We start from the raw sequence: 26,387 nt of genomic DNA on the forward strand, positions 1-26,387 counted from the left end.
GCCGCCCGTCATGGGGTAGGCATGCTGTCGCTCATCTCCGTCCTCATCGGCGCGGTCGCGCTGCTGCTCGCGATTCCGGCTTTCGTGCCGTTCCTCGGCTGGGCGAACTGGCTCATCGTGCCGATCGCGCTCTTCGGTGCCTTGATCGGCCAGTTCGCGCGGACCAATGGCGCGCGCAATTTCTGCCTGATCGTCGCTGGCATCTGCATGCTGAGGCTCTGGCTGGGCGGCGGCTTCTTTTGAGCGACGCCGCGAGCAGCCAGCGCGCCGGTCTCGCGGCCGGGCTCGGCGCTTATGTGCTGTGGGGCCTGCTGCCGATCTACTTCAAGCTGCTGAAGGACGTCACGCCGACCGAGCTGGTCGCGCACCGGATCATCTGGTCCGTTGTGTTTCTCATCTTCGTCATGGCGGGTATGCGGCTTTATCCGGCGCTCCTGCACGCCTGCAAGCAGCCGCGACTCGTCGGCGCGCTTGCGATGAGCTCGTTCCTGATAGCAGCCAATTGGTCGATCTTCATGTGGGCGATCCTCAACGGCCATCTGGTCGCCGCGAGTCTCGGCTATTTCCTCAATCCGCTCGTCAATGTGCTGATCGGCACGCTAGTCCTCAAGGAAAAGCTGCGGCGCGGCCAGCTCATCGCCGTGCTGATCGCGGGCATCGCAGTGGCGATCCTCGCGGCAGGCGAATGGCAGACGCTCTGGATCAGTCTTGGGCTCGCCGTCAGCTTTGCCTTCTACGGCCTCGTGCGCAAGCTCACGCCAGTGCCCTCAGCGGTCGGGCTCGCGATCGAGACGACACTGCTGGCTGCGCCGGCCCTTGCGGTACTCTGGTGGCTATCGACGCATGGCGGCCTTGCCTTCGGCCGAGACACGCCCACGACGCTCGGGCTGATCGGAACCGGGGCCGCGACCTCGATCCCGCTCATCCTGTTTGCCGTCTCCGCACGCATCCTGCCGTTCGTGACGCTTGGGCTGATGCAATATGTGGCGCCGCTGCTCCAGTTCGTGACCGGCATTTTCCTCTATCACGAGCATCTTTCCGACGAACGCTGGGCCAGCTTCATGCTGATCTGGGCGGCATTGGCCCTGTTCGTCTGGGACAGCCTGCGTGGCGCACGGAGCGAGGCGGCAACAGCGTGAGCAGCGCCGCGCCGGCCCGTCGCGACCGCCCGCTCTTCGCCATCGGCCTGCGCCTGCTCGCCATGGTCATGCTGGCGGTGACCTATGTACTCGCCAAAATGCTGGCCGAGCGCGGGGCGCATCTCTTCGAGATCGCCTTCTACCGCCAGCTCTTCGCCTTTCCCGTCGCGGCGATCTGGGCCTTCGGGACGATCGGCACGGCCGTGCTCCGGCCGAAGGCGCCGATGCGCAAGCACTGGACGCGGACGGTGGTCGGCTTCACCGGCATGTTCTTCAATTTCGCCGCTGTCGCCATGCTGCCGCTGGCCGAGGCGACATCGATCGGCTTCACCATGCCGATCTTCGCGACGATCCTCTCCGCCCTGTTCCTCAAGGAGCGGACCGGTATCCACCGCTGGAGCGCGGTGCTGATCGGCTTTGTCGGCGTCGTCATCATGGCCCATCCCGACACGGCCAATCTGGCCTCCGCCGGCCTGATCGTGGCCTTGATCGGCGCGCTGGTGACCGCTGTCGTGGCGATCCTGCTGCGTGATCTCGGCCGGACGGAAACGCCGCCGGTCGTCGTTTTCTGGTTCGTGCTGCTTTCCCTGCCGCCGCTGGGGCTATTGGCATTTTTATGGGGCGGCGCGCACGACGCAACGACATGGCTGCTGCTCATCGCCATCGGCACGGCCGGTGGCGCGGCACAGCTCCTGATGACCTCGTCGCTGCGCTGGGGACCGGTCTCCATTGTCATCCCGATGGACTACAGCAATCTCATCTGGGCAACCTGGGCCGGCTGGCTGTTCTGGGCGACGTGGCCCGCGCCCTCGACCTGGATTGGCGCGGTGATGATCGCGGCGAGCGGCCTCTACATCGCCTGGCGCGAGCATATCCGGCACCGCGAGACGGTCAGCCCGGAAGAGGACCGCGCCGGAAGATCAGGCTGAGATTGTTGGCGGGCATCTCGACAATGTTGTCGAGCGTCAGCCCCTCCCCGCGCGCGGCGGCTTCGACGTCATGGACCCAGCGGATGCCCCAGGCGGGATTGCGGGCGCGCAGCGACTGATCGAACGCGAGATTGCTGGGCGCGGTCTGCGTGCCTTCGCGGAAATAGGGGCCGTAAAGATAAAGCGGCGCGCCCGCTGGTAGCAGTTGCCCTGCGCCGCGCAGCAGGCCCAGCGTCGCGTCCCATGGGCTGATATGCACCATGTTGATGCAGAGGACCGCATCGACCGGCCCGACGTCGGTCTCGCCAAACCGAGCGGCATCAAGCTCCAAAGGCCCGTCGATATTGGCGACGCCACTCTCTGCCACCCAGGCCGCGATGGATCGCAGCGCCGCCGGCTCGGGATCGCTCGGTTGCCAGCGCAGATGCGGGAATAGGCGCGCGAAATGCACGACATGCTCGCCCGATCCGCTGGCGATCTCCAGCACGCGGCCTTGTCGAGGGAGAATATCGGCCAGCACGCGCGCTATGGCATCGCGATTGCGCTCGGTCGCGGGGGCGAAGCGCTTGTCTGCCTGAGCTGGAGCATCCGCAGCGCCCCAGGGTTCGCTCGCGGGCCCGCCCGTCATCAGTGCATCCGCCGATCGAGCTTGTTGCCATAGACCTCGCGATGCGCCCGTTCGGCGAAGCGATCGGTCATGCCGGCGATATAGTCGGCGACATGACGGCTGCGAAACGGCTCGTCGGTGGCGCAGGAGGCATCCCAGGCCGAACCCATCAGCGCCGGATCCTCATGATAGGCCGCGAACAGGTCCGCCACGATGATGCGCGCACGATCGGCGGCCGCGAGTTGCAGCGGGTGGTGATAGAGATTGGCATACATGAAGCGCTTGAGCGCCCGCTCATCCTCCCGCATCCCGTCCGAGAAGGCAGCGATCGGGCGGCCAGCGGCCCGAATGGCTGAAACGTCTGCCTCGGCAAGACCAGATTCGGCAAGATTGGTCTGGGTCGTCTCGATGAGATCCTTGACCATGAGGCCGATCTGCTCGCGGATGAGCTCGCGCACGAGCCGCTCGCGGGGCACGCCGGCATGGCGCGTCGTCACCAGATCCCAGCAGCGCTGCACCACCGGCACTTCCAGCAGCTGCTCCAGCGACAGGATGCCGGCGCGCAGCCCGTCATCAATATCGTGATTGTCATAGGCAATATCGTCCGAGAGCGCGGCGATCTGTGCCTCGAGCGACGGCCAGCTCTGAAGCTCCAGCGGAAAGGCCGCATCGACTTCCCGCATCGCCCAGGTCGGCGCTCTCACGGGGCCGTTATGCTTGGCCAGGCCCTCCAGCATTTCCCAGCTCAGATTGAGGCCCGCAAAGGTCGGATAGGCGATCTCCAGCTCGGTCAGCGTGCGCAGACAATGCGCATTGTGATCGAACCCGCCATAGAGCGCGAGCGCCTCCTCCAGCGCATCCTCGCCGCTGTGGCCGAACGGCGGGTGGCCGATGTCGTGGGCCAAGCACAGCCCCTCGGTGAGATCCTCGTTGAGGCCGAGAACGCGCGCAATGGTCCGGCCGATCTGCGCGACCTCCAGGCTGTGCGTCAGGCGCACCCGGTAATGGTCTCCATCGGGTGCGATGAAGACCTGCGTCTTGTGCCGCAGGCGCCGGAACGCGATCGAGTGGATGATCCGGTCCCGGTCACGCTGGAAGATGTCCCGCGGCCCACGCAACGCGCCGCCACCCTCGGGATGGAGCCGTCCCCGACTCTGCGCCGGATCGCAGGCATAGGGCGCCAGCACCTTCACTTGCCGCCGATCCTGGTGACTTCCTCTCCAGCCTCGCTTTGCCAGAGAAACGCATCGCCACCGGACTTGGAGAGCTTGGCGACCACCGCCTTGGCGTCGTCCGGCTTCTTGAACGGACCGACCAGCAGGCGCCGCGTCGCGCCCCATTCTGCCGTCCAGCCGCCCAGATCGCCGATCGCCTCGCTATAGGTGCGGCGCAGGCGACGCAGGTCGAAGGCCAGTGCATCGACATCGCGGCCGGTGGCGACCTGCACCCAGTTGCGCGACGGATTGGCGGCGAGCTTCGCCTTGCGCTCGGCCTCTGCCTTCTTCGCGGCTTCCGCCTTGGCCTTGGCTTCCGCATCGGCCTTCGCCTTGGCCGCGGCTGCTTCACTCGCCTTGCGGCGCTGGTCCTGAATGCGCGCGACGGCATTGAAATCGGCCACGGCGGCGCTGCGCTGGCGCTCCTGCTCGGGCACTTCGAGCGCCGAGAGCGCATCGGCAAGGGAAACGGCGCCAGTCGGCTGGGCGGCCGTGCTGAAGCCGGGTGCGGGCGATGCCGCAGCCGGAGACGGCTGCGGCGCCTGCGACTGCGCGAGCGATTGCGGCGCAGCCGGAGCGCGCTCGGGATCGGCCGGGCCCTGCACTGGTGCCGCGCGGGGTGCCGTCTCCATATTGGTGGAGGCGAGCTGCGTCGTCGCTGGCGCCTCGAAACGCTGCTGCGGCGGCGGGGTCGGCGCGGGCTGCGCGGGCGTTGGCGCCGGCCGCTGCTGCTGCTGAACAGCCACAGGAGGCGGCGACGCCTGATTGCGCGCGATCTGCACCGGCGGCGGTGGCGCTGCCGCAGCCGGAGGCGAAGCGGCAGCAGGCTGGCGGACAGCGGCGGGCGGCTGGCTGGTCGCGCGAGACGACGCGCGACGATCCGTGCCGGCACGGGAGCGACGACTGCTTTCCCGCTCGGTGGTGGCAGCAGTTGCGACCTGAACATCCCGATCGCGCGCCGGATCGGGCGCGGCGAGTTTCAGGACGTTGCTCGGAAACTCGCCATAATAAGCGGCCGACGCCTTCTGCCCGGTCGAAAGCAATGGCAGGCGCTGCATATAGGGATCGAGCGCATCGGCGAGGCCCTTGGGCATTACGGACTGCGTGACCTTGCGCGCATCGGCGATCCGCCCGTTCATCGCCAGGATGAACGCACGCATGCGCCAGGCCTCGCGATCGCCAGCCGCCAGCGGCGCTTCGAGCTGACGGTCGGCATCGGCCAGCCGCCCCGAAATGCCGAGCGAAACAGCATAGCGGAGCCGGGCGAGTTCATTTCCGGGATTGGCCCGCAGCGCCTGCTGATAGTCGCGCTGCGCCTTTTCCTGCTGTCCGGTCAGGTCATAGGCAAGGCCGCGCTCTGCGAGATGGCCGAGGGCGCCCTCGCCCAATGCCTGCGCCGCATCGAAATTGGCCGCAGCCTCGGCCGGCTGCTTGAGGCCGATCTGCACGATGGCGAGACCGAGCTTCGCCTTGCCGAGCTGCGGATTGACCATGTTGGCGCGCGTGAAGAAGCCATTCGCCGCCTGCATGTCGCCAAGGTCCAGCGCCGCCTGGCCGGCGCCGAGCAGCGCCGTCACATCCTGCGGATTGCGGGACAGCGATGCAAGGTTCCGGTTGAGCGAAGCAACCGCCTCGGCCGAGGGCGTCGCCTGCACGACCTCGCCGGCCGACTGCGCATGCAACGGCACCGCCGCGACCAGCGCCGAAGCCAGAATCCAGCGCATCCGTTTCACGAAAAAGCACCCTCTTGGGCGGACGGGGTGCTCAATGGAGCACCCGCACACCCGGATTATTGGTTGTTCTGGCGATTGAGGAACCGCGGCACTTCGAACTCGGCGCGATCATTGTCGCTTTCCTCGCCTTCCTCCTGCCGCGTCTGGCCACGGGCGAGTTGCGACATGCGCTCGAACAAGGTGCCGCCACCGGCCACCTTGGGCGCCTCCGGCTCGGGCGGGGCTGCGGGCGTCGGGGCAGTTTCAAACGCATTATCCAGCACAAGCTCATCGTCACCGGTGATGTCGTCGAACTTGGTCGTGGCAAAGCGCGGTGCGGCAGCCTGAACCGGCTGTGCGGCGGGCTCTGACGGCTCATCGGAAAGCAGATGCTGCGCGGCCGGAATCTCTTCCGCTTCGCCGACTTCCAGCACCTCTTCTTCTTCTTCGATCTCGGCGGTCGGCGGCGCCAGGGTCACGGACGGCGCAGCCGCTGCGATCGGCGCGGCAGGGCGCGCAACGCCCACGCCCATGTCACCGAGGCGGAACGGCTGGCTCTTGGGAGCCGCCGCGCTTGCTTCCATGTCGATGCCGGTCGCAACGACCGACACGCGGATCTTGCCGTTCAGATTGTCGTTGAACGCCGAACCCCAGATGATGTTCGCGTCCGGATCGACCAGTTCGCGAATATGGTTCGCCGCTTCATCGACTTCCATGAGGCGCATGTCCTCGCCGCCGACGATCGAGACGATGACGCCCTTGGCGCCGCGCATCGAGACGCCGTCGAGCAGCGGATTGGCGATCGCCTTCTCGGCGGCGGCCAGCGCGCGGCCGTCGCCCTCGGCTTCGCCGGTGCCCATCATCGCCTTGCCCATCTCCTCCATCACCGAGCGGACGTCGGCAAAGTCGAGATTGATGAGGCCAGGCATGACCATGAGATCGGTGATGCCGCGCACGCCCTGCTGCAGCACTTCGTCGGCCATCTCGAACGCTTCCTTGAAGGTCGTGTTCGGATTGGCGATCAGGAACAGATTCTGGTTCGGGATGACGATCAGCGTATCGACATGCTTCTGCAGCTCTTCGATGCCGCTATCGGCCGAACGCATGCGGCGCGCGCCCTCGAATGTGAAGGGCTTGGTCACGACGCCGACAGTCAGGATACCCTTGTCGCGGGCCGCCTTGGCGATGACCGGGGCCGCGCCGGTGCCCGTGCCGCCACCCATGCCGGCCGCGATGAAGCACATGTGCATGCCTTCGAGTGCTTCCTGCACCTCGGCAATGGTTTCCTCGGCCGCCGCACGGCCGATGTCGGGACGCGAGCCAGCGCCCAGCCCCTCGGTAATCCGCGGGCCAAGCTGGATGCGGCGCTCCGCCGGCGAGGCGTTCAGCGCCTGCGCATCGGTATTCGCGACGATGAAATCTACGCCGTCCACGGAGGCACCGATCATGTTCGCAATCGCATTGCCACCGGCGCCGCCGACACCGATCACGGTGATCCGGGGCTTCAGTTCGTCCACATGGGGCGGACCGATTTCAATGCTCATCGATCATTCTCCTTTAGGCGCCACGCGGCACCATCAACAAGTGGGGACCATGCACCTTTTGAAGGGCCAATTCACGTTCTTTTTAACCATTCATCCACAAGATATTGCGCTTGGACCCAAGGCAGACGCTAATATCCGGACTTGAGGGCCGTGATCAGTCGCTGGACCATCGCGCCCGCCCGCGCGCGATGAACGCGCTGCTCGGCCAAAGGGCGATTCAGCAAATCTTCCCGCTCTTTCGAGGCGTAGAGCGCCAGACCTGTCAGCGTCGTGAACGCAGGGCCGCGATGGGCCTCGGGCAGCGCATCGAACAGCTTGGGACGGCCGATGCGCACGGCCCGGCCAAGCGAGGTCTGCGCATAGTCGGCAATGCTCTTGAGCTCCGCGCCGCCACCGGTCAGCACGACCTGGCGGCCGACCGGCGAGTGGAAGCCCATCTCGTCGAGCGCCTTTGAGACCTCGCTCATAAGGCGGCCCAGGCGCTCACAGATCACGCCGACCAACTCGGCGCGGGTCACGCGCCGCGTCTCGGCCTGCTCGCCACTGCTTGCCGCCGGTGCGATCTCGATGATCTCGCGAAAGTCACGGCGCGACTGCATGGCCGAACCGTAGAAACACTTCATGCGCTCCGCCTGGCTGCGGCGGATGCCGAAGGCCGAGGCGATGTCGTCCGTGATATCGGCCGCACCGATGGGGATGGACTTCAAGCCGACGAGCATGCCGCCGATGTGCAGCGAGACGTTGGTGACGCCCGCGCCGAGCTCGACCATGGCAACGCCCAGATCGCGCTCCTCGTCCGAGAGGCAGGCCGCCGCCGTCGCGACCGGCGCAGCGACAATCGACTGAACGTCGAGATAGGCGCCGCGCACGCTGGTCTCCAGATTGCGCAGCGGGGCGCCATCGGCCAGCACAACATGGATGTCGACGCCGAGCCTATCGGCATGCAGGCCAAGCGGGCGAGCGACGCCGCGCATACCGTCGATCGTGTAGAGCGTCGGCTGCGCCTGCAGGATCACCTTGCCGGCGGGATCGATCCGCTCGCGGGCGCGATCATAGAGCGAGTCGATGTCGGCCTGCTCGATGCGGCGATCGCCGATCACCATCTCGACCGGCTCGACCTTGCTCTCGACGCTACCGCCCGAGAAGCTGAGCATCACTTTCTCGATATTGGTGCCGGCGACCTTCTCCGCCTGTTCGACCGTTTCGCGCACGGCCAATTCGGTGCGCTCCATGTCGATGACGAAGCCGCGCCGCACGCCGCGGCTCTCGCGCTGGCCGGTGCCGAGCACGGCAAGGGTGCCGTCCTCCTGCTTGCGGGCGATGAGCGCGGAGACCTTCCAGGTGCCGATGTCGATCGCGGTGATCAGGCCGTCATTGCGGGGTGCCGCCATCGAATCAGCCTTCCGTTTCTTGCGAGGAGGCCGCAGGCGTTGCCGCCTTGGGCTCGGCACTGCCGGTGGTGACGACCGTATCCGCCTTGGCCGAGGTCACGGCCGGCGCGTCCGTCTTGCTCTGGCCCGGCGGCAAGCGCAGCACGAAGCGGCTCGGATCGCGCATGTCGAAGCGCAGCACACCGCGGCCGAGCAGACGATCGACGCCATCCATGCGCGCGAAATTCACCAGCGCCGCGGCCGCTTCCGCCTCGCCTTCCGGCAGCAGGAGCTGTTCGCCGGACTGGAAGCGCAGATCCCAGCGGCGATTGCCGATCCAGGTCGCGCCGGCCAGCATGGGCTTGAGCGCAGGAGCCGCGTCCATCAGCTTGGCGAGCGCCTCGGTCTTGCGATTGGCCTGGGGGCCGACGACCAAAGGCAGATCCGGAATCGAATCCGGATCGACACTGCCGAGCGCAGCGCCGCTTGCATCGATGAGCTTGAGCTGGCCGTCATGCTGCCACACCGCGACCGGCTGGCGCTCGACAACCTCGACCACCAGCGCATCGGGCAGGCGGCGCGAGACGCGCGCTTCCTTGACCCAGCCGAGCGTCATGACTTCGGCGCGCAGCTTGTCGAGATCGACCGAGAGCATCGATCGATCGACATATTTGACCGCGATATCGGAGACCGGCATCTCGTCCATGCGCTCGAGCCCGCGCACTTCGATCTTGGCGACCGCGAAGCCGGCACGCCCGGCAAGATCGCTGATCTCCGCGCCGACCATCGCAGGCAAGCCGAGGAAGCTCGCCGCGATCCACAGCACGGCGGCGACGATCAGGCCGATGAGCCAGGTCATCAGCTTGTGAATCTGCTCCGGGCTGAGCGGGACATAGGAAAGCAGCTGCGTCATCAGGCCCTTGCTCTGGCGCGGGCGACGGCTCGGCTGGCTCACGCGGCTGCCACGGCCGGATGTGCGCTTGATCGTTGCGGTGCTCATCCCTTGTCCCCCTTGGCGGCCAGCGCGTCGGCGATGATCGCCTCGACCAGCTCGCCGTAACTCATCCCCATATATTTCGCCTGTTCCGGCACCAGGCTGAGCGGCGTCATGCCCGGCTGCGTGTTGACTTCCAGCAGGAAGAGACCCTCCAGCCCGCGCTCGTCATCCCAGCGGAAGTCCGAGCGCGACGTGCCGGTGCAGCCCAGCAGCTTGTGCGCCCTGAGCGCGATCGCGAGCATCGCATCGGCAATCTCCTGCGGCACATCGGCAGGGCAGACATGTTCGGTCAGGCCGTCCGTATATTTGGCGTCGTAATCGTAGAAGCCGCTCTTGGGCTTGAGCTCGGTGACGGCCAGCGCCTTGTCCCCAAGCACGGCCACTGTCAGCTCGCGGCCGCGGATGAAAGGTTCGGCAAGAAGCTCGTCGAAATCCTGCCACGGCCCCTCAACTTCGCGCCCGATCGGACTGCCGTAATTGCCTTCCGTTGTAACGATGGCAACACCGACGGAACTACCCTCGTTGACCGGCTTCACCACATAGGGGCGCGGCAGCGGATCGGCGACGAACAGCTCTTCGGACGCCACGACGCGGCCGCCCGGCATGGGAATGCCATGCGGCACGAGATGCTGCTTGGTGAGCTGCTTGTCGATCGCGATCACCGACGTGGTGAGGCCGCTATGGGTGTAAGTAATGCCCATGACGTCCATGAGACCCTGCACCGAGCCGTCCTCGCCGGGGAAGCCGTGCAGCGCGTTGAACACGACATCGGGATTGGCAGCGAGCAGCTTGGCCGGCAGGTCGCGGCCCTCGGCCGGCGTTGCGCCCATATCGACCGCCGTCACGGTGTGGCCGCGTTCTTCCAGCGCCTTGACGATGCCTGCACCGCTGCTGAGCGAAACCTCGCGTTCGGACGACCAGCCGCCCATCAGAACGGCGACTTTCCAGGGACCGGCACTCATGCTGCGCCTCCGGCCCGGCCGACCCGCTGGATTTCCCATTCGAGGGTGATGCCGCTCTCGTCCTTCACGCGCCTGCGGACCTCTTCGCCAAGCGCCTCGATGTCCCCACTGGTCGCGTCTCCCATGTTGATGAGGAAATTGGTGTGTCTCTCGCTGACCTGCGCGCCGCCCAGGGTCAGGCCGCGGCAGCCAGCGCGATCGACGAGGGCCCAGGCCTTCTCGCCGTCCGGATTCTTGAAGGTCGAGCCACCGGTCTTGCTGCGCAGCGGCTGCGAAGCTTCGCGCGCGGCGGAAATGCGGTCCATCTCCGTCTGCACCGTGTCCGGCGCATCGGGGTGACCCCGGAAGATCGCCGAAACGACCACTGCGCCCTCGGGCAGGTCGCTGTGCCGATAGGTGTAGCCGAGCGTATCGAGCGGCAGCGTCTTGCGCTCGCCCGAGCGCAGCACAACGTCGCACTCGACGAGAATGTCCTTCACTTCGCGTCCATAGGCGCCGCCGTTCATGCGCACGAAGCCGCCGACCGTGCCGGGAATGGAGCGGAGAAATTCGAGGCCGCCAATACCGGCGTCGCGCGCCGTCGAAGAGACGAGGATGCCCGAGGTGCCGCCACCGCAGCGAAGCGTCGTCGCATCGATCTGCTCGACCTGCGCAAAGGCCTTGCCGAGGCGCACGACCACGCCGGGCACGCCGCCATCGCGCACGATGAGATTGGACCCGAGGCCGAGCGCCATGACCGGCACCGCCGGATCGAGCGCCGCAAGGAAGTTCGTCAGATCGTCGATGTCTTTCGGCTCGAACAGCCAGTCGGCGACGCCACCGCTCTTGAACCAGACGAGCGGTGCGAGCGGCGCCTGCGCCGTCAGCTTGCCACGCACGGCGGGCATATCGGCGAGGGTGGTCGTTCCCGTCACAGACGCCCGTTCCAGAAATTCATCCACTGGTCGAACAGATCGTTCTGCGCCTTGCTCGCGCGATTGACCGCCTCGCCCATGTCGAGCGCGGCGCTGGCAACGTCTGCCTGCTTCTGCGCGGCGGTCATCATGCCGCGCGCCATCTCCAGGCTCTTGCCGTGAACCTCGATCATGCGTTCCTGCATTTCGAGGCCGATGCGCATCAGCTCCCACATCAGGCCGCCTCCTTCCGGGCGCCGTCGATCGCGCTCGCAAGTCCGGCCGCCCATTTGGTGATGTCGCCGGCGCCCAGGCAGACGATCATGTCATCGGCCTTGAGGTCGGCGGCGAGCGCGGCGGCGAGCGCATCGGCATCAACGACGGTCTGCGCGGCGCGATGGCCCCGGCGCTTGAGGCCGGCAACGAGCGCGTCGGCATCGATGCCCTCGATCGGCTGTTCGCCAGCCGTGTAGACCGGCGAGACATAGACGACGTCGGCATCGTTGAAGGCCTGCTGGAATTCGTCCATCAGATCGCGCAGACGCGTGAAGCGGTGCGGCTGGACGACGGCGACGACGCGACCTTTGGCGGCCTCGCGCGCGGCAGCAAGCACCGCGCGAATCTCGACCGGGTGATGGCCATAATCGTCGATGACGATGGCATTGCCGCCCGCGACGGCGATCTCGCCGACCTTGGTGAAGCGCCGCTTGACGCCGCCGAAGCTCGCAAAGCCGGACTGGATGGTCTTGTCGTCGATGCCCATCTGCAATGCGACGCCGATCGCCGCCATGGCATTGGAGACATTGTGGCGGCCGGGCATCGGCATGGTGATGCCCTCGATGCGGCGGGTGCTGCCATCGCGCTCGCGGATCTGCACATCGAAACGGTTGCCGCCGGGCACGGGCTGGACATTCTCGCCGCGAATATCGGCCTGCGCGGAGAAGCCATAGGTGACGATGCGGCGGTCCTGCACACGCGGCAGGATGGCCTGTACCTCGGGATGATCGAGGCAGAGCAGCGCTGCGCCATAGAAAGGCGTGTTCTCGACGAATTCGACGAAGGCGTCCTTCACCGCGTCGAAGCTGCCATAATGGTCGAGATGCTCGGGGTCGATATTGGTCACGACCGCGATCGTGCCGTCGAGCCGCAGGAAGCTGCCGTCACTCTCGTCGGCCTCGACGACCATCCAGTCGCTGGAGCCGAGGCGGGCGTTGGAGCCGTAGCTGTTGATGATGCCGCCGTTGATGACGGTCGGATCGACGCCGCCCGCATCGAGCAGGGCCGCGATCATCGAGGTCGTCGTTGTCTTGCCGTGCGTGCCGGCGACCGCGACCGTCGACTTGAGGCGCATCAGCTCGGCCAGCATCTCGGCGCGGCGGATGACCGGCACGCGGCGCTCCAGCGCGAGATCGACCTCGGGATTGCCCTTCTTGATCGCCGTCGAAGTGACGACCACGGCCGCATCGCCCAGATTCTCGGGCTTGTGGCCGATCATCACCTTGATGCCCTTGGCGCGCAGTCCCTCGACGACATAGCCCTCGGCGACGTCCGAGCCCTGCACCTTGTAGCCCATATTGTGCATGACCTCGGCGATGCCGGACATGCCGATGCCGCCGATGCCGATGAAGTGGATCGTGCCGATGTCGGTGCCGACGCCTCTCATGCGGACGCTCCTGCGAGGCCGCTCAAGGACAGCTCCTCGACACGCACGGTGTCGATGGTCTGGGGCGCGGGGCTGAAGCTCTCGATCAAATCGCACATGTCCTTCACGGCATCGGGCAGGCCGCAAGCTTTGGCGCGCGCGGCGGCATTCTGGAGCGCGCCCGGCTCCATGGCGAGCTTCTGCATCTGCTTGGCGAGCTCGGCCGGCGTGAACCTGGGCTGCGGGATCAGGCGCGCCCCGCCGGTCTTGGCCATTTCGCGGGCATTCCAGGTCTGGTGATCGTCGGTCGCGATCGGCAGCGGGATCAGGATCGCAGGGCGACCTGCGACGGTGAGCTCCGCGATGGTCGAGGCCCCGGCCCGCGCGATGACGAGATGCGACCAGCCGAGCTTGGTCGGCATGTCCTCGATATAGGTCGCGAGATCGGCCGGGATCTCCATCTCGGCATAGGTCGCACGCACTGCCTCGATATCCTCGACGCGGCATTGCTGCGTCACTTGCAGGCGGCGGCGCAGACTGATCGGCAACATGGCGAGACCGGCCGGAACCACCTCGGACAGGATGCTGGCGCCGAGACTGCCGCCGGTCACAAGCAGGCGCAGAACGCTCTCGTCCGAGAAGACCGGGAACGGGTCCTCGCGCAGATCGAGTACCGCCTCGCGCACGGGATTGCCGACGAGATGCGTCTTCTCGGCATGGCGGCGCGAGAGTTTGCGCACCTCGGGATAGGAGGTCGCGATGGCCGAGACTTTGCCCGCGACCAACCGGTTCACGCGGCCGAGCACGGCATTCTGCTCGTGGATGACTGTCGGGATCTTCTCGGCGAAGGCGCCCAGCAACGCAGGCAGCGCCGGATAGCCGCCGAAGCCGACGACACAGCTCGGCTCGAACGTCTCGTAGAGGCGCCGTGCCATGGTCCGGCCCTCGCGGATCGCCTTGAGGCCCTTGATCCAGCCCGAGACGCCACCACTCATGCGGCCGGCCGGCAGGACATGGGTCTGCACATCCTCGAACAGGCCCGGAATCTTGGTGCCGCGCTCGTCAGTGACCAAGGCAACGCGGTGGCCGCGCGCCATCAGTTCCTGCGCGACGGCGTGGGCGGGGACCATGTGGCCGCCCGTCCCGCCTGCCGCCAGCACATAGTGGCGGAAAATGCTCATCGGCCGCTCCATGTCATCCCATAGGGTGACCGCGACATATAGGGGTTGCGCCGGGTGAAGGCCAGCAGCAGGCCGACGCCGCCGCACAACGCGATCATCGACGAACCGCCATAACTGATGAACGGCAGGGTCATACCCTTGGATGGGAAGATGTGGATGTTGACGCCCATGTTGATGATCGCCTGCAGCCCCATTTCGATGGCGAGGCCGGCGCTCGCGAGGATGACGAAGCTGTCTTCCTCGTCGAGCAGGCGCAGCAGCACGCGCACGACGATGGCGAGATAGACCATCGCGATGGCAACGCAGGCGATTAGCCCGAATTCCTCGCCGATCACCGAGAAGATATAGTCGGTATGCGCCTCGGGCAGGTTGAACTTGGCGCTGCCGCCGCCCGGGCCGACGCCCATCAGGCCGCCATGCGTGATCGTCGCATGCGCGAGCTGGACCTGATCCGGGCCTTCAATGGCGTCCTTCACCGGAAAGAGGAAGGCGTCGATACGCTCGCGGCCATTCTCATAGAAGAGGTACATCAGCACGAACAGGCTCAGCGCGCTGAGACCCACGGTCGTCATGATCCGCATCGAGGCGCCGCCGATGAGCAGCAGCGCCGCCCAGCAGGCGCAGAAGATCACGGTCTGCCCGAAATCGGGCTGGCGCATCAGCAGCAGCGCGACGATGCCGGTCAGCATGGCGGTGAGCGAGATGACCGGCAGCGAGGGGTCACGCGCGCGCATGGAGAGCAGCCAGGCAATGCTGACGACGAACACCGGCTTCAGAAATTCGGACGGCTGGAAGCGAAACATGCCCGCACCGAGCCAGCGCGTGGCACCGTTCACGTTCGTACCGATGACAGGAACCAACAGCAGGAACAGGCCGAAGACGATGCTGAGCGCGATCGCGAGGCGGCGCGCCTGCACCCGCGGCAGCATCGAGACGACGATCATGATCGGAAGGCCGAGCGCGATCCACATGAGCTGGCGATAGAAATAGTAGAGCGGCGCCAGCGTATTTTCCGCGCTCGAGAGCTTGGCGGCGGCGACCGGCGAGGCGGCCGCCACGGCAACCAGACCGATCGCGATCAGCACGATGATGAGACCGAGCAGGACGCGGTCGATCTCCCAGAACCAGATGGCCAGCGCCGTCCGCTCGCGCGGCAGGGGCTTGCGCGGACGCGGGCGCAGCGGCGAGAGCGCCATTTCGAGCTGGCCGAGCTTGCCCGGCCGCGGCGCGCCGCCGTCGATCAGGGTGATGCCCTCGTCATTGCCGCTCATGCGCTTTTCCCCGTGTTCATCCTGCCTGCCGCTGCCTCGGCCAGCACCGCGACCGCCGCCGCGAAAGCATCGCCCCGCGCTTCGAAATCCCGGAACTGATCGAACGAGGCGCAAGCGGGCGACAGCAGCACGACGTCGCCGGGCTGCGCCTGCGCCGCCGCCTCGGCCACGGCCGTCACCAGCAGCTCGCATTCCTTCACCGGCACGTTGGCGTCAGCAAGCACGCGCGCGAACAGCGGGCCGGCCTCGCCGATGGTGTAAGCATATGCCACGTTGGGAAAGGCGGAGACGCATTCGTCGAGATCGTCGCTCTTGGCGAGTCCGCCCAGGATCCAGTGAATGCGCGGGCGATCCAGCTTGGGCCAGGCGGCAAGGGCCGGTGCCGTCGAGGCGGCATTCGTCGCCTTGCTGTCGTTGACATAGAGGACGCCATCGATCTCGGCGACCCGCTGCATGCGGTGCGGCAGACTCGCATAGCTTTCGAGCGCCGCGCCGACATTCGCCTCGGAGATGCCGAGCGCTTCGGCGACGGCGACGGCCACCGCCACATTCTGGGCGTTGTGCGGCCCCTGAAGCGCCGGCCAGCGTGCCTGCGCCGCCGGATCGATCGCGCCGGCGGACACCTGCCGGGCACGCGGCACCTGAGCCGCAACGCGGCGCGTCACCTCATCATCGATCGCGATCACCGCCGCATGCCCCGGCGACTGCATGACAAACAAGCGCGCCTTGGACGCCACATAATCGTCGAAACCGACATAGCGGTCGAGGTGATCTGGCGTCACGTTCAGCAGCACGGCCACATCGCAATCGAGATGGAAGCTCAGATCGAGCTGATAGCTGGATAGTTCGAGCACATAGACACCGCCCGCCTGCAGCGGCTCCTGCGCAAGGATGGGCAGGCCGATATTGCCGCCCATGCGCGTCGGCAGCCCGGCAATGCGAACGATGTGGTGAATGAGCGCCGTCGTGGTCGATTTGCCATTCGTGCCGGTGATACCGACGACCCGGTGCGGCGGCAGCGTCGGCCGCGCGAGCGAGAAGAGCTCTATATCGCCGATGATCGGCACACCGGCTTCGCGCGCACGCTGCGCGATCGGATGGCGATTGAGCGGCACGCCGGGCGATACGACGACGGCGTCCAAGCCGGTCAGGTCGAGCTCCAGCGGATCGCCCAGCACGGCCTTGCCCGCGACCTGCGCCCGCGCATCTTCGCGCTGATCCCAGGCGATGACCCAGGCGCCGCTTGCCGCGAGCGCGTTGACCGTGGCGAGGCCCGAGCGAGCGAGGCCCAGGACGGCATAGCGCTTGCCGGCAAAGGCGTCGGAGACGATCATCGCAGCTTGAGAGTCGCCAGCCCGGCCAGCGCGAGCACGAAGGAGACGATCCAGAAGCGGACGACCACCGTGGTTTCGGGCCAGCCAAGTTGCTCGAAATGGTGATGGATCGGCGCCATCCGAAAGACGCGCTTGCCCGTCCGCTTGTAGACGAACACCTGGATGATGACGGACAGCGCCTCGACCACGAACAGGCCGCCGACGATCGCCAGGACGATCTCGTGATGCGTGGCGACGGCGATGACGCCGATGGTGCCGCCCAATGCGAGACTGCCGGTGTCGCCCATGAAGACGGCTGCGGGCGGCGCGTTGAACCAGAGGAAGGCGAGACAGGCGCCGATCATTGCGCCGCACAGGATGATGAGATCACCGGCGCCCGGCACATGGGGAATGCCGAGATAGGCGGCATAGTCGGCGCGGCCGACAAGATAGGCAAAGGCCATGAACGCCATGCAGGCGATGATCACAGGCATGGTGGCGAGACCGTCGAGCCCGTCGGTCAGGTTCACGGCATTGCCGAAGGCGACGATCACGAAAGCGCCGAAAATATAATAGAAATAGCTCAGATCCAGCGCGCCGCCGCTCCAGAACGGCAGATAGAGCAATGTGCCGTTGCGGCTGACGATCAGCCAGGTGGCAAGGCCCGCAATGGCGAACTCGGCGAGCAGCCGCATGCGCGCGGAAAGCCCCTTGTGACTCGCCTTGGTCACCTTGTCATAATCGTCCATGAAGCCGATCGCACCGAACCCCAGGGTCACGATGAGGCAGGCCCAGATGTAGATGGACGCGACGTTCATCCAGAGCAGCACCGAACAGACGAGCGCCGTCAGGATCATGAGACCGCCCATGGTCGGCGTACCGCGCTTGGCGAGATGCGTCTGCGGGCCGTCGGTGCGGATCGGCTGCCCCTTGCCCTGGCGGATGCGCAGCCAGCCGATGAACTTCGGTCCGATGATGAGGCCGATGATGAGCGCCGTGAAGATCGCCGCGCCTGCGCGGAACGTCAGATAGCGGATCAGATTGAGGACGCCGGGGAAATTGAGCTGATCGGCAAGCCAGTAAAGCATCAGGCGACCTCGCTCATCGCAAGCTTCTCGATCAGCTTCGACAGGCCGACACTGTTCGATCCCTTGACGAGGATCACGTCGCCATTCGCAAGGCGACCGGGCACGAATTCCAGCACTTCGCTCACATCCTTCGCCCGCTCGACAGGCACATCGCCGGCCAGCGCATCGGCCAGCGGGGCCATCTCGTCGCCGACGAGCACGGCGAGGCCGACATTCGCCTCCTTGACCGCATCCGCGAGACCGGCATGCAGGCTCTCGGACAGGCCGCCCAGTTCCTTCATGGCGCCAAGCACGGCAATGCGCCGGCCGGCGCGCTCCTCGCCGAGCTGATGCAGGGTCGCCGCCATGGAGGCCGGGTTAGCATTATAGGCCTCGTCGATCAGCAACGCTTCGCCGCCATCGGCCGTGCGCAGCTTGCGACGGGCGCCGCGGCCCGGAAGTCCGGCCATTTCGGCAAGCGCGAGACCTGCCTGTGCGAGATCGCCGCCGACCGCCTCGACCGCCGACAACACGGCGAGCGCATTGTTGACCCAATGACGCCCGCGCATCGCGACGGTGAAGCTGAGGCGCGCCGTGCGCAGCTGCGCCGTCACCAGCGTGCCGCCGCGCTCCGCCGGCATCTCCTCGACGACGCGGACATCGGCCCCGTCGCCCGCGCCGAACGTGACGACGCGCCCGGCATAGCGGGTCGCGATGTTGTAGAGCAGCGCGACATGCGGCGAATCATAGGGGATGATCGCCGTGCCGTCCGGGATCAGGCCTTCGAAAATCTCGGCCTTGGCCTCGGCGATCTTCTCCTCGCTGCCGAAATATTCGATATGCGCCGGCGCGATCGTCGTCACGATGGCGACATGCGGCCGGACCATCCGGGTCAATGTGCGCAGCTCGCCCGCATGGTTCATGCCCATCTCGAACACGCCGAACCGGGTTTCGACCGGCATGCGGGCGAGACTGAGCGGCACGCCCACATGATTGTTGTAGCTCTTGAGCGAGCGATGCGCCGCGCCGAAGCTCATCCTCTCAAGCGCTCTGAAGAGTGCTTCCTTAGTTCCTGTCTTCCCGGCCGATCCGGTGACGCCGATGATCTTCGCCGCCGTACGATCCCGCGATGCCTTGCCGAGCGCATCGAGACCCCGCGTCGTGTCGGCGACCTTGACAAACGGCCCGTTGACGTCGCGGTCGACCAGCAAGCCGCCCGCGCCCGCCGCCAGGGCTTTGGGAATGAAATCGTGGCCGTCGGCATTTTCGCCCTTCAGCGCCACGAACAGATCGCCCGGCGTCACCTCGCGGCTGTCGAAGGCGACGCCGGTCACCTCGAACGGCGATGAGGCCTTGCCGCCCGTCGCTTCGGCCAGCGCCTGTGACGTCCAGAGCGGGCTCATACGGCGCACTCGCGCGCGACCGTGACATCGTCGAAGGGCAGGACGCGCTCGCCGATGATCTGGCCCTGTTCATGGCCTTTCCCGGCGAGCAGGACGATATCGTCCGCGCCGGCTTCCGCGATGGCGGCGGCAATGGCGGCCCGGCGTCCGCCGATCTCGCGCGCGCCGGGCGCGCCGGCCATGATCGCCGAGCGGATCACCTGCGGGTCCTCGCTGCGCGGATTGTCGTCGGTCACGATCACCACGTCGCTGAGCTCGCTCGCGACGCGGCCCATGAGCGGCCGCTTGCCCGCGTCGCGATCGCCGCCGGCGCCGAACAGGGTGATGAGGCGGCCCCTGGTGTGCGGGCGCAGGGCCTCGATCGCGGCCTGCAGGCCGTCGGGCGTGTGCGCATAGTCCACATAGACGGGCGCGCCGGTCCTGGTGATGACGGCGCGCTCGAGGCGGCCGCGCACGGGCTGAACCCGTGGCAGGAGGCCGAGCACCGCCTTGAGGCTGCCGCCGGTCGCCAGCACCAGCCCGGTCGCGGTCAGCGCATTAGCGGCCTGATAGGCGCCGATCAGGGGCAGCTCGATCTTGTGCGTCGCGCCTTCGGCTTCGATCATCAGCGTCTGGCCGAGCTGGGTGGGCGTGCGGCTCACCAGTTTGAGCGTTTCGCCCTTCGTTCCGACGGTGATAAGCTTCAACTTGCGAAGCAGCACATGTTCGATGACCGCGCCGGAATAGTCCTCGTCATCGGCCCAAACCACCGCTGTCGCGTCGCTCGCGAGCACCTCGTCGAAGAGGCGCATCTTGGCAGCGAAATACATGTCCATCGTGCCGTGGTAATCGAGATGGTCGCGCGTCAGATTGGTGAAGGCGCCGACGGCGACGCGCAGCCCCTCGCTGCGGAATTGCGCAAGGCCGTGGCTGGAGGCTTCGTAGGCGACGTGGCTGACACCTTCCCTGGCGAGGCCGGCCATGTTGGCGAGGAAGGTCACGATGTCGGGCGTGGTCAGGCCGGTCGAGACCTGATCGACCGAGGTCGTGACGCCGAGCGTGCCGATCGAGGCCGAGCTATGGCCGAGCATGCGCCAGAGCTGGCGGGTCAGCTCGACGGTCGAGGTCTTGCCGTTCGTGCCGGTGACGGCGACGACCGTCTCCGGGAACGGCGCGTAATAGCGCGCGGCAAGGCTGGAGAAGAGCCGGCGCGGCTCATCGCTCGCGATGTGGAGGGCGCCCTCAACCTTCGCTTCCGGGCGCGCGACAATTGCCACCGCGCCGGCACTGACGGCTGCGGGAATATAGTCCTCGCCGTTCACGCGAGCGCCCTGGAATGCACCGAAGATCGTCCCCGGCGCCACCTTGCGGTGATCGATGGCGAACCCCGTCACGGCGGGATCGTGAGCGGCGTCGACCTGCTGAGGGGCAAGTGCTGAGAGACGCATCATTCGCTCTCCTTGTCCCCTTCCACGAGCGGCTTCAACTCCGAAATGTCGATGTCGCGATTGGCTTCGGGGAAGACACCGAGGAGCGGCCCTGCACGTGCGACGAACGACTTCACCACGGGCGCTGCCGTGTAGGCCGCGGTGCGCACGCCGGGGGTGCGCGAGCTGCCCTGCGGCTCGTCCATCATCACGACGACGACGTAGCGCGGATCTTCCATCGGGAAGGCGGAGGCAAAGGTCGAGACCAGCGAGCGGCGGGCATAGCCACCGTCCTTGGGCTTTTCGGCCGTGCCGGTCTTGCCGCCGACGCGGTAGCCCACGGCATCGGCATTGCGGCCGGTGCCGGTCTGCACGATCATGCGCAAGAGCTGACGCATGCGGGCGCTGGTCTCCTCGGAGAAGATGCGGCGCGCCTCGATCTTCTCGCCCGGCTTGCGCTTGATCACCGTCGCGGGATGCCAGACGCCGCCGTTGACCAGCGCGGCATAGGCGCTCGCAAGATGCATGGGCGTGACGGCAATGCCATGGCCATAGGCTGTGGTCATGATCGTCGTGCGATACCATTTGCCGGGGAACAGCGTTCCGGCCTGCTCGCGCAGCTCGATCGTCGCCGGCCGATCGAACTCCATCGAGCGATAGGCTTTTTCGAGCGGCTTCTGGCCCATCTCGTCAGCAATGCGCGCGGTCACGATGTTGGAGGAATGCAGCAGCGCCTCCGGCACGTTCAGCCAGCGGCCAAGCGGATGATCGTCGCGAATGCTGAACCCGCCGACCTGAAGCGGCGCGGTTGCGTCGTAGCGTTTGGCCATGCTGACGATGATCCCGGCGTCCATGGCCGCCGCGAAGGACAGCGGCTTGAAGGTGGAACCAAGCTCGTAACGCGCCTGCACGACACGATTGCACCGCGGCGACATGTCGCAGGTGATCTTGCCGGGATAAAGCTTGCCATCCTTCCCAACCACCGGCGGCGGGCTCGGGATGGGATCGATGCGGTTGGGATTGAAGGTCGGCAGCGAGGCCATGGCGATCACTTCGCCGGTCCGCGAATCCAGCACGAGACCGACGGCGCCCTTCGCCTTCTGATCCTCCATGCCATAAATAAGCTCATCCTCGAGCGCCGCCTGAACGCGGGAATCCATCGAGAGCTGCAACGGCTGGCCACGCATGTTGAGATCGACGAGACGATCGTTGAAGGCGCGTTCCACGCCCATGGCGCCGTGACCATCGCGATTAACGAAGCCGATAAGATGCGCCGCCATCGTGCGCTGCGGATAGAGCCGCTCTGGCTCTCGGGGGAACTCGATGCCGACCTCGCCCAGCGCGTTCACGGCCGCGACTTCCCTGGGCAGGGCGCGCGTGCGCAGATAGTTCCATTGCCCGCCCGAGGTGAGCAGCTTGTAGAAATGGCCGACCGTCTGGTCGGGAAAGATGCCGTGCAGCTTCTCGGCCAGCTCGCGCGGATCGCCGAGCAGGCGGTCGCGGCGCACGGCGATCGCATAGCCATCGATATCGCGCGCGAGCGGCACGCCATTGCGGTCGACGATGTCGGCGCGGTGCGGAACCGGGATCGGGCTGATGGAGCGCTCGGCCTGGGTGGCGGCGGCGACACCCATCCAAACCATCTTGCCTGCCATCACCGTCGAGATTGCGACGAAGATGAGCAGGACAAGCATGATGCGCCCATGCGCAACGGAAGCGAGATCGAGCTGTTCGCGGTGACCCGTGCGCGATTCCGGTCGCGCGATGATTGTGGCCATCAGGGCACCTTGCCCCCGCCGCCCAGCAGCTTCTCGTCCAAGAGAGCGAGGCGCGCCGCCTTGCGCGCAGCCGGATCGGGCTGACCGGCCGGCTTGATGAACTTGTCGGCCACGGGCGTCTTCGGCTTGGCATCCGTCTTGACCGAGACCGGGCGCGGCTCGGCGGCCGAGGCGGTGCGAATGAGCGCGAACTCGGACGATGCAGGGCGCGGAGCTTCAGCCTGGGCGGGCTTGCTTGCCGCCGGCTTCTCGGCCGGGGCGGCGGCTGCGGGCTGCGGCGCGACCGGCGAGGCCATGGCCGTCATGACCGGCGGCGGCGCATAGCCGTTGCCGGCCGGCGCGATCCGGTCGAGATTGGCCAGTGCGCGCTCGTGCGGCAGATACTGGTCAGGCGCGGGCACATAAAGCTTGAACGAGTCATGGTTCCACGCGGCAAGCTGACGCATGCTGCCGCGCGCGCCGAACTCCGCCTCCAGATAGCGGATTTCCGCGCGGGTCCAGCGGATCTGATCGATCATGTGATGCACGGCGTTACGTTCGGTCGCGACGCGCAGGCTGATCAGATAGGCCGCAAGGGCCCCTGCCGCGACGACAAGGATCCACATGATCGATTGCAGGCGCTTGATGGCAATCATGAGCGTGCTCCCACACGGTTCCAGGCTGGTGCATCGGTCCGCACGGCGCTGCGCAGGGTCGCGGAGCGGGCACGGGGGTTGCGGTCGAGTTCCGCGTCGCCGGGACGAACGGCGCGGGCAGGCTTGCCGAAGGTCGGGGCGCGGCGCTGCGCGGTTTCGGGGCGATGGCGCGAGCCACCCGCCTCCTGGCCGCTGCGCGCACGGAAGAAGCTCTTGACGATCCGGTCCTCGAGCGAATGGAACGTCACGATGGCGAGACGGCCGCCGGGGCGCAGCACGGCTTCAGCCGCATCGAGCCCGCGCTCCAGCGCGTCGAGCTCGGCATTCAGGAAAATTCGGATCGCCTGAAAGGTCTTGGTCGCCGGATCGGTCTTTTCGCCCGGACGCTTGCCGATAGCGCGATGCACGGCCTTCACCAGATCGCCCGTCGTCGCGAGCGGACGCGCCGCGACGATCGCCCGCGCGACCCGGCGCGACTGACGCTCCTCACCGTAGAGATAGAGGATGTCCGCCAGCTCGCCCTCGTCGATGCGATTGAGCAACTCGGCCGCCGTCTCGCCGGACTGGCTCATCCGCATATCCAGAGGGGCATCCGGAAAGCGGAAAGCAAAGCCACGACGCTCGCGATCGAGCTGCATGGAGGACACGCCGATGTCGAGCGTCACGCCATCGACAGCCTCGATGCCGGCCTCGGCAAGCAGCGCGTCCATCTCGGCGAAATTGCCCTGGACGAGCATGATCGCGCCGTCGCTCGCGGCGATGATGGACTGCGCCTCGGCAATAGCGTCCGGATCCTGATCAATCGCGAAGACGCTGGCGCCGCGCAGCGCCATGGCGCGGCTATACCCGCCGGCTCCGAAGGTGCCATCGACATGACGCTCGCCAGGGGCAATGGCGAGCGCGTCGAGGACTTCGGTGAGCAGCACGGGCAGGTGCGGCTCGGCCGGCGGGACCGCGGGGACAGGCGGAGTCATGCCTGGCTCCCCCGCTTGGACTTGAGCTCCTCAAGGAACATCTCGCATTCCTCGATGGCGAGCAGATTGGTCTTGTTGACTTCCAGAAAGCGCTCCGGCGCCCAGAGCTGCGCGAAGCGGCCACCGCCGACGATGAAGATGCCATCGGTGATGCCAAAGAGCCGCTTGAAAGCCGGGGGCAGGCTGAAGCGGCCGCCGGAGTCGATCGTCACGGTACGGACCGTGCTCCAGAAATCGACACCTTCGGGATCCTGATCGAAATCGGCAGCGGAGCGGGGAGCCGCGGTCTCGGCCGCCTTGGCGGAATAGTCGTCGATTGCCTTTTTACCGAACAAAGTGAGGCACTTGTTGCTGGCGGCATCGCCACGGACGAGCATCGAGCCGGGCTCTTCACTCTGGGCGCTCAGAATAGCGCGGAACGAGACCGGCAGCGCGAAGCGCCCCTTCCCATCCAGAGCACTGGCTCCGCTACCCATGAAAGACGCCGACGACACCCGCTGAGGACTCCCTGTCGTGCGCACGTGTTTCTTCGCCCCGGAAACCGCCTCTGGCTCCGGCAAACAGACTCGCAAAGACTACGAGCGCCCCTGACCCGCATTGTTAGCAGGAGCCGAGGGGGGATGAAAGGGAGAATCTTGGGAAAGATGGGATGAGATGGGAAAATCTTGGGCGCTTCACCCCGTATCCAAATTCGTATCGCTTCTGTTCCACCTATGATCCATCTTCGTATCAATCTTCGACTGGGAAAAGCTGGGTTGGCGCGCCACCAACATGCGGGCCATTGCGAGTGCGAGGAGCAGCAGAAGGGCCATGCGCAGGCCGGTCACGAGGCGGTCCTGATTGACGATCCAGATGTCGCTCGATTCGACTCGGGGAACATCCGGCTGGAGCCAGGACAGCAGCGTCGTGACCGCGTCGCTGGTCCAGGCCGCGCGGTCATGCGGCGCGCCGGGATCGAGCGTCCAGAGCCTGTCGTTGATCCAGTCGGCGTCGGCGACGAGGCGCGCCTGCCCCTTCCCGACCCGACAGACAGCGACGAGGCCATCTTCCTCGAAGCGGCAGGCGACATCACTCTTGCCGGTCGCGGTGAAGCGTGAGGCGCCGGTGAGCTGGAGCAGTGCGCCATCTGCAAGGACATAGCGGACGACCGGGTCGCTCTCGGCCGGATATTGCTCGGGTTCCAGTCCGATGCCCCAATGGGCGAGCAGCGGATCGAGCAGGCTGGTCAGTGGGGCGCGGTGCGGATGGCCGAGCGGGCGCGGATCGGGCCAGTGCAGCAGCGGATCGGCGAGAATCAGCGCCTGCCCGCCCCGGCGCACCCAGGCATCGAGGGCGACCAGCTCCTCGGGCGCGAGCTGGCGTGGCTGGGCAACGAGGATCTGCTTCATCGGCGCGAGGCTGGCTGCATCGACATGATCGATGGGGCGCAGATCGCGGTGACGCGCCAGCGCTTGCCAGAGCGGCGACGTGCGACCCGCGCCGCTCAGCGGGTCACCCTGCTCCGCTACCGCGAGGGCCGGGCCGTAAAGGGGCAGCGCGGTAACGACGCCTGCCATGGGCAGAGGACCCGGCTGCGCCCGCGGGAGATCGTGCGGCACGGCAGCCCAGCGGCCGAGCGCGAGGATCAGGAAGAGGGCGGCGAGCATGGGCCAACGGGTAGATGGCGCACGGGTCAGCGCCCATAGCGCGGCGGCGGCAGTCGCGGCCAAAGTGGCGGCGAGGATGGCGAGACCAGTCAAGGGCATGCTCGTTGCGGCGAGGAGGATGAGCAGCGCCGGCGGCAGGGCGATCAGCGCCCAGACGGCCGCGACGGAGGGCCATGCGATGACGCGGCCCTCGATGAGCAGCAGGGCGATCAGCGCCCCGGCGCCGGGCAGCAGCCAGTCGAGCGGATCGAGCCGGCCCGTGCGCAGGGCCGAGCCGGTCAGGCCGAGCAGCAGGGCGGCGCCCCCGAGAAGCAGGGCGGTCAGCAAGGGCAAGAGGCGGCGCGCCATGGCGGCGAAGCGCGCTCAGTTGGCGGGCTGGTTCGGGTCGCGGTCCATGCGCTCGCGGAGGCGCGGATCGGGCTCGAGATCGGGCACGGAGGGAGCGGCGGTGTCGGCCGTCGGCGTCACACCGAGATCGGCGAGCGGCTCATTGTCGGCCGCAGGCGAATTGGAAACCTGGACCGGCTTGATTGCCTCGGCCGCAGCGGTCGCGTCTATGGCTTCGGTCCGCACCTTCTGGACGACCAGATTGGCAAGCGTGACGATCAGCAGCACGGCGGCCAAGCCGACCAGACCGATCTGGACGCGCTGAAGTTCTTCGCGATGTGCTCTCAAATCATTCCTTTGGGGCATTGCCCACTCCC

25 protein-coding genes are annotated in these 26,387 nt (G+C 66.8%); 3 read left to right on the top strand and 22 right to left on the bottom strand.

All coding sequences use genetic code 11. The features are described from left to right. The first annotated feature begins 21 nt into the window (after positions 1–21). Genes KM135_RS19750 through KM135_RS10300 form a run of 3 tightly spaced genes read left to right on the top strand, consistent with a single transcriptional unit; the run spans position 22 to position 2,068 of the window. A complete protein-coding gene (locus tag KM135_RS19750; protein WP_246605918.1) occupies positions 22–243 on the top strand; it encodes a hypothetical protein in 222 nt (73 codons plus the stop codon). After that, positions 240–1,139, top strand: a complete 900-nt coding sequence (gene rarD / locus KM135_RS10295; RefSeq protein ID WP_246605925.1) for an EamA family transporter RarD — start codon at positions 240–242, stop codon at positions 1,137–1,139. The genes KM135_RS19750 and rarD overlap by 4 nt, the downstream gene beginning before the upstream one ends. Continuing rightward, positions 1,136–2,068 (top strand): DMT family transporter, encoded by a 933-nt coding sequence (locus tag KM135_RS10300; RefSeq protein WP_343228173.1) that lies wholly within the window; start codon positions 1,136–1,138, stop codon positions 2,066–2,068. Before rarD ends, KM135_RS10300 begins: the two co-directional genes overlap by 4 nt. Here KM135_RS10300 and KM135_RS10305 read toward each other — a convergent pair. From KM135_RS10305 to KM135_RS10410, 22 genes are all read right to left on the bottom strand, one after another. Then, the gene (locus KM135_RS10305) at positions 2,031–2,696 is read right to left on the bottom strand and encodes a DUF938 domain-containing protein (protein WP_221713923.1); all 666 of its coding nucleotides are present in this window, start codon (positions 2,694–2,696) and stop codon (positions 2,031–2,033) included. The genes KM135_RS10300 and KM135_RS10305 overlap by 38 nt on opposite strands. Next, positions 2,696–3,868: a deoxyguanosinetriphosphate triphosphohydrolase gene (locus KM135_RS10310; protein ID WP_221713924.1), complete on the bottom strand. Its 1,173-nt coding sequence runs from the start codon at positions 3,866–3,868 to the stop codon at positions 2,696–2,698. The genes KM135_RS10305 and KM135_RS10310 overlap by 1 nt, the downstream gene beginning before the upstream one ends. Continuing rightward, positions 3,865–5,613, bottom strand: coding sequence for a tetratricopeptide repeat protein (locus KM135_RS10315; protein ID WP_246605965.1), 1,749 nt, complete (start codon positions 5,611–5,613; stop codon positions 3,865–3,867). Before KM135_RS10315 ends, KM135_RS10310 begins: the two co-directional genes overlap by 4 nt. Before the next feature lie 65 nt (positions 5,614–5,678). Further along, positions 5,679–7,145 (bottom strand): cell division protein FtsZ, encoded by a 1,467-nt coding sequence (ftsZ, locus tag KM135_RS10320; protein WP_221713926.1) that lies wholly within the window; start codon positions 7,143–7,145, stop codon positions 5,679–5,681. A 128-nt stretch (positions 7,146–7,273) separates the two neighbouring features. Next, positions 7,274–8,536: a cell division protein FtsA gene (gene ftsA / locus KM135_RS10325; protein WP_221713927.1), complete on the bottom strand. Its 1,263-nt coding sequence runs from the start codon at positions 8,534–8,536 to the stop codon at positions 7,274–7,276. A 4-nt stretch (positions 8,537–8,540) separates the two neighbouring features. After that, entirely contained in the window at positions 8,541–9,515 is a 975-nt protein-coding gene (locus KM135_RS10330) for a cell division protein FtsQ/DivIB (protein ID WP_221713928.1), read from the bottom strand. After that, positions 9,512–10,474 carry a D-alanine--D-alanine ligase gene (locus KM135_RS10335; protein ID WP_221713929.1) on the bottom strand — a complete coding sequence of 321 codons (963 nt, stop codon included), beginning with the start codon at positions 10,472–10,474 and terminating at the stop codon, positions 9,512–9,514. The genes KM135_RS10330 and KM135_RS10335 overlap by 4 nt, the downstream gene beginning before the upstream one ends. After that, on the bottom strand, positions 10,471–11,361 hold the full coding sequence (murB, locus tag KM135_RS10340) for a UDP-N-acetylmuramate dehydrogenase (RefSeq protein WP_221714080.1): 891 nt from the start codon (positions 11,359–11,361) through the stop codon (positions 10,471–10,473). The genes KM135_RS10335 and murB overlap by 4 nt, the downstream gene beginning before the upstream one ends. Before the next feature lie 23 nt (positions 11,362–11,384). Further along, positions 11,385–11,603 carry a hypothetical protein gene (locus KM135_RS10345; protein WP_221713930.1) on the bottom strand — a complete coding sequence of 73 codons (219 nt, stop codon included), beginning with the start codon at positions 11,601–11,603 and terminating at the stop codon, positions 11,385–11,387. Then, on the bottom strand, positions 11,603–13,030 hold the full coding sequence (gene murC / locus KM135_RS10350; protein WP_221713931.1) for a UDP-N-acetylmuramate--L-alanine ligase: 1,428 nt from the start codon (positions 13,028–13,030) through the stop codon (positions 11,603–11,605). Before murC ends, KM135_RS10345 begins: the two co-directional genes overlap by 1 nt. Beyond that, positions 13,027–14,190 (bottom strand): undecaprenyldiphospho-muramoylpentapeptide beta-N-acetylglucosaminyltransferase, encoded by a 1,164-nt coding sequence (murG, locus tag KM135_RS10355; RefSeq protein ID WP_221713932.1) that lies wholly within the window; start codon positions 14,188–14,190, stop codon positions 13,027–13,029. Before murG ends, murC begins: the two co-directional genes overlap by 4 nt. Then, positions 14,187–15,386 (bottom strand): FtsW/RodA/SpoVE family cell cycle protein, encoded by a 1,200-nt coding sequence (locus KM135_RS10360; RefSeq protein ID WP_246605967.1) that lies wholly within the window; start codon positions 15,384–15,386, stop codon positions 14,187–14,189. Before KM135_RS10360 ends, murG begins: the two co-directional genes overlap by 4 nt. 71 nt (positions 15,387–15,457) lie before the next feature. Beyond that, positions 15,458–16,795, bottom strand: coding sequence for a UDP-N-acetylmuramoyl-L-alanine--D-glutamate ligase (gene murD, locus KM135_RS10365; RefSeq protein ID WP_221713934.1), 1,338 nt, complete (start codon positions 16,793–16,795; stop codon positions 15,458–15,460). Beyond that, the gene (gene mraY, locus KM135_RS10370; protein WP_221713935.1) at positions 16,792–17,862 is read right to left on the bottom strand and encodes a phospho-N-acetylmuramoyl-pentapeptide-transferase; all 1,071 of its coding nucleotides are present in this window, start codon (positions 17,860–17,862) and stop codon (positions 16,792–16,794) included. The genes murD and mraY overlap by 4 nt, the downstream gene beginning before the upstream one ends. Continuing rightward, entirely contained in the window at positions 17,862–19,244 is a 1,383-nt protein-coding gene (locus tag KM135_RS10375; RefSeq protein ID WP_221713936.1) for a UDP-N-acetylmuramoyl-tripeptide--D-alanyl-D-alanine ligase, read from the bottom strand. Before KM135_RS10375 ends, mraY begins: the two co-directional genes overlap by 1 nt. Continuing rightward, positions 19,241–20,671: a UDP-N-acetylmuramoyl-L-alanyl-D-glutamate--2,6-diaminopimelate ligase gene (locus KM135_RS10380; protein ID WP_221714081.1), complete on the bottom strand. Its 1,431-nt coding sequence runs from the start codon at positions 20,669–20,671 to the stop codon at positions 19,241–19,243. The genes KM135_RS10375 and KM135_RS10380 overlap by 4 nt, the downstream gene beginning before the upstream one ends. Then, the gene (locus tag KM135_RS10385) at positions 20,671–22,428 is read right to left on the bottom strand and encodes a peptidoglycan D,D-transpeptidase FtsI family protein (RefSeq protein ID WP_221713937.1); all 1,758 of its coding nucleotides are present in this window, start codon (positions 22,426–22,428) and stop codon (positions 20,671–20,673) included. Before KM135_RS10385 ends, KM135_RS10380 begins: the two co-directional genes overlap by 1 nt. Beyond that, positions 22,428–23,063, bottom strand: coding sequence for a colicin transporter (locus tag KM135_RS10390; RefSeq protein ID WP_221713938.1), 636 nt, complete (start codon positions 23,061–23,063; stop codon positions 22,428–22,430). The genes KM135_RS10385 and KM135_RS10390 overlap by 1 nt, the downstream gene beginning before the upstream one ends. Beyond that, positions 23,060–24,037, bottom strand: a complete 978-nt coding sequence (gene rsmH / locus KM135_RS10395) for a 16S rRNA (cytosine(1402)-N(4))-methyltransferase RsmH (protein WP_221713939.1) — start codon at positions 24,035–24,037, stop codon at positions 23,060–23,062. The genes KM135_RS10390 and rsmH overlap by 4 nt, the downstream gene beginning before the upstream one ends. Further along, the gene (locus tag KM135_RS10400; protein WP_221713940.1) at positions 24,034–24,513 is read right to left on the bottom strand and encodes a division/cell wall cluster transcriptional repressor MraZ; all 480 of its coding nucleotides are present in this window, start codon (positions 24,511–24,513) and stop codon (positions 24,034–24,036) included. The genes rsmH and KM135_RS10400 overlap by 4 nt, the downstream gene beginning before the upstream one ends. 198 nt (positions 24,514–24,711) lie before the next feature. Further along, positions 24,712–26,031, bottom strand: a complete 1,320-nt coding sequence (locus KM135_RS10405) for a Gldg family protein (protein ID WP_221713941.1) — start codon at positions 26,029–26,031, stop codon at positions 24,712–24,714. A 15-nt stretch (positions 26,032–26,046) separates the two neighbouring features. Further along, positions 26,047–26,358 carry a hypothetical protein gene (locus tag KM135_RS10410; protein ID WP_246605926.1) on the bottom strand — a complete coding sequence of 104 codons (312 nt, stop codon included), beginning with the start codon at positions 26,356–26,358 and terminating at the stop codon, positions 26,047–26,049. Positions 26,359–26,387 lie beyond the last annotated feature (29 nt).

Source organism: Sphingobium xanthum, assembly GCF_019737615.1.
GTDB classification, from domain to species: domain Bacteria; phylum Pseudomonadota; class Alphaproteobacteria; order Sphingomonadales; family Sphingomonadaceae; genus Sphingobium; species Sphingobium xanthum.

Excerpts from the sequence above, each read along its gene's own strand:
- KM135_RS19750 (WP_246605918.1), top strand. The coding sequence starts at position 22 with ATGCTGTCGCTCATCTCCGTCCTCATCGGCGCGGTCGCGCTGCTGCTC.
- KM135_RS10305 (WP_221713923.1), bottom strand. The coding sequence starts at position 2,696 with ATGACGGGCGGGCCCGCGAGCGAACCCTGGGGCGCTGCGGATGCTCCA.
- KM135_RS10315 (WP_246605965.1), bottom strand. The coding sequence starts at position 5,613 with ATGCGCTGGATTCTGGCTTCGGCGCTGGTCGCGGCGGTGCCGTTGCAT.
- ftsZ (WP_221713926.1), bottom strand. The coding sequence starts at position 7,145 with ATGAGCATTGAAATCGGTCCGCCCCATGTGGACGAACTGAAGCCCCGG.
- ftsA (WP_221713927.1), bottom strand. The coding sequence starts at position 8,536 with ATGGCGGCACCCCGCAATGACGGCCTGATCACCGCGATCGACATCGGC.
- KM135_RS10330 (WP_221713928.1), bottom strand. The coding sequence starts at position 9,515 with ATGAGCACCGCAACGATCAAGCGCACATCCGGCCGTGGCAGCCGCGTG.
- KM135_RS10335 (WP_221713929.1), bottom strand. The coding sequence starts at position 10,474 with ATGAGTGCCGGTCCCTGGAAAGTCGCCGTTCTGATGGGCGGCTGGTCG.
- murB (WP_221714080.1), bottom strand. The coding sequence starts at position 11,361 with ATGCCCGCCGTGCGTGGCAAGCTGACGGCGCAGGCGCCGCTCGCACCG.
- KM135_RS10345 (WP_221713930.1), bottom strand. The coding sequence starts at position 11,603 with ATGTGGGAGCTGATGCGCATCGGCCTCGAAATGCAGGAACGCATGATC.
- murC (WP_221713931.1), bottom strand. The coding sequence starts at position 13,030 with ATGAGAGGCGTCGGCACCGACATCGGCACGATCCACTTCATCGGCATC.
- murG (WP_221713932.1), bottom strand. The coding sequence starts at position 14,190 with ATGAGCATTTTCCGCCACTATGTGCTGGCGGCAGGCGGGACGGGCGGC.
- KM135_RS10360 (WP_246605967.1), bottom strand. The coding sequence starts at position 15,386 with ATGGCGCTCTCGCCGCTGCGCCCGCGTCCGCGCAAGCCCCTGCCGCGC.
- murD (WP_221713934.1), bottom strand. The coding sequence starts at position 16,795 with ATGATCGTCTCCGACGCCTTTGCCGGCAAGCGCTATGCCGTCCTGGGC.
- mraY (WP_221713935.1), bottom strand. The coding sequence starts at position 17,862 with ATGCTTTACTGGCTTGCCGATCAGCTCAATTTCCCCGGCGTCCTCAAT.
- KM135_RS10375 (WP_221713936.1), bottom strand. The coding sequence starts at position 19,244 with ATGAGCCCGCTCTGGACGTCACAGGCGCTGGCCGAAGCGACGGGCGGC.
- KM135_RS10380 (WP_221714081.1), bottom strand. The coding sequence starts at position 20,671 with ATGCGTCTCTCAGCACTTGCCCCTCAGCAGGTCGACGCCGCTCACGAT.
- KM135_RS10385 (WP_221713937.1), bottom strand. The coding sequence starts at position 22,428 with ATGGCCACAATCATCGCGCGACCGGAATCGCGCACGGGTCACCGCGAA.
- KM135_RS10390 (WP_221713938.1), bottom strand. The coding sequence starts at position 23,063 with ATGATTGCCATCAAGCGCCTGCAATCGATCATGTGGATCCTTGTCGTC.
- rsmH (WP_221713939.1), bottom strand. The coding sequence starts at position 24,037 with ATGACTCCGCCTGTCCCCGCGGTCCCGCCGGCCGAGCCGCACCTGCCC.
- KM135_RS10400 (WP_221713940.1), bottom strand. The coding sequence starts at position 24,513 with ATGGGTAGCGGAGCCAGTGCTCTGGATGGGAAGGGGCGCTTCGCGCTG.
- KM135_RS10405 (WP_221713941.1), bottom strand. The coding sequence starts at position 26,031 with ATGGCGCGCCGCCTCTTGCCCTTGCTGACCGCCCTGCTTCTCGGGGGC.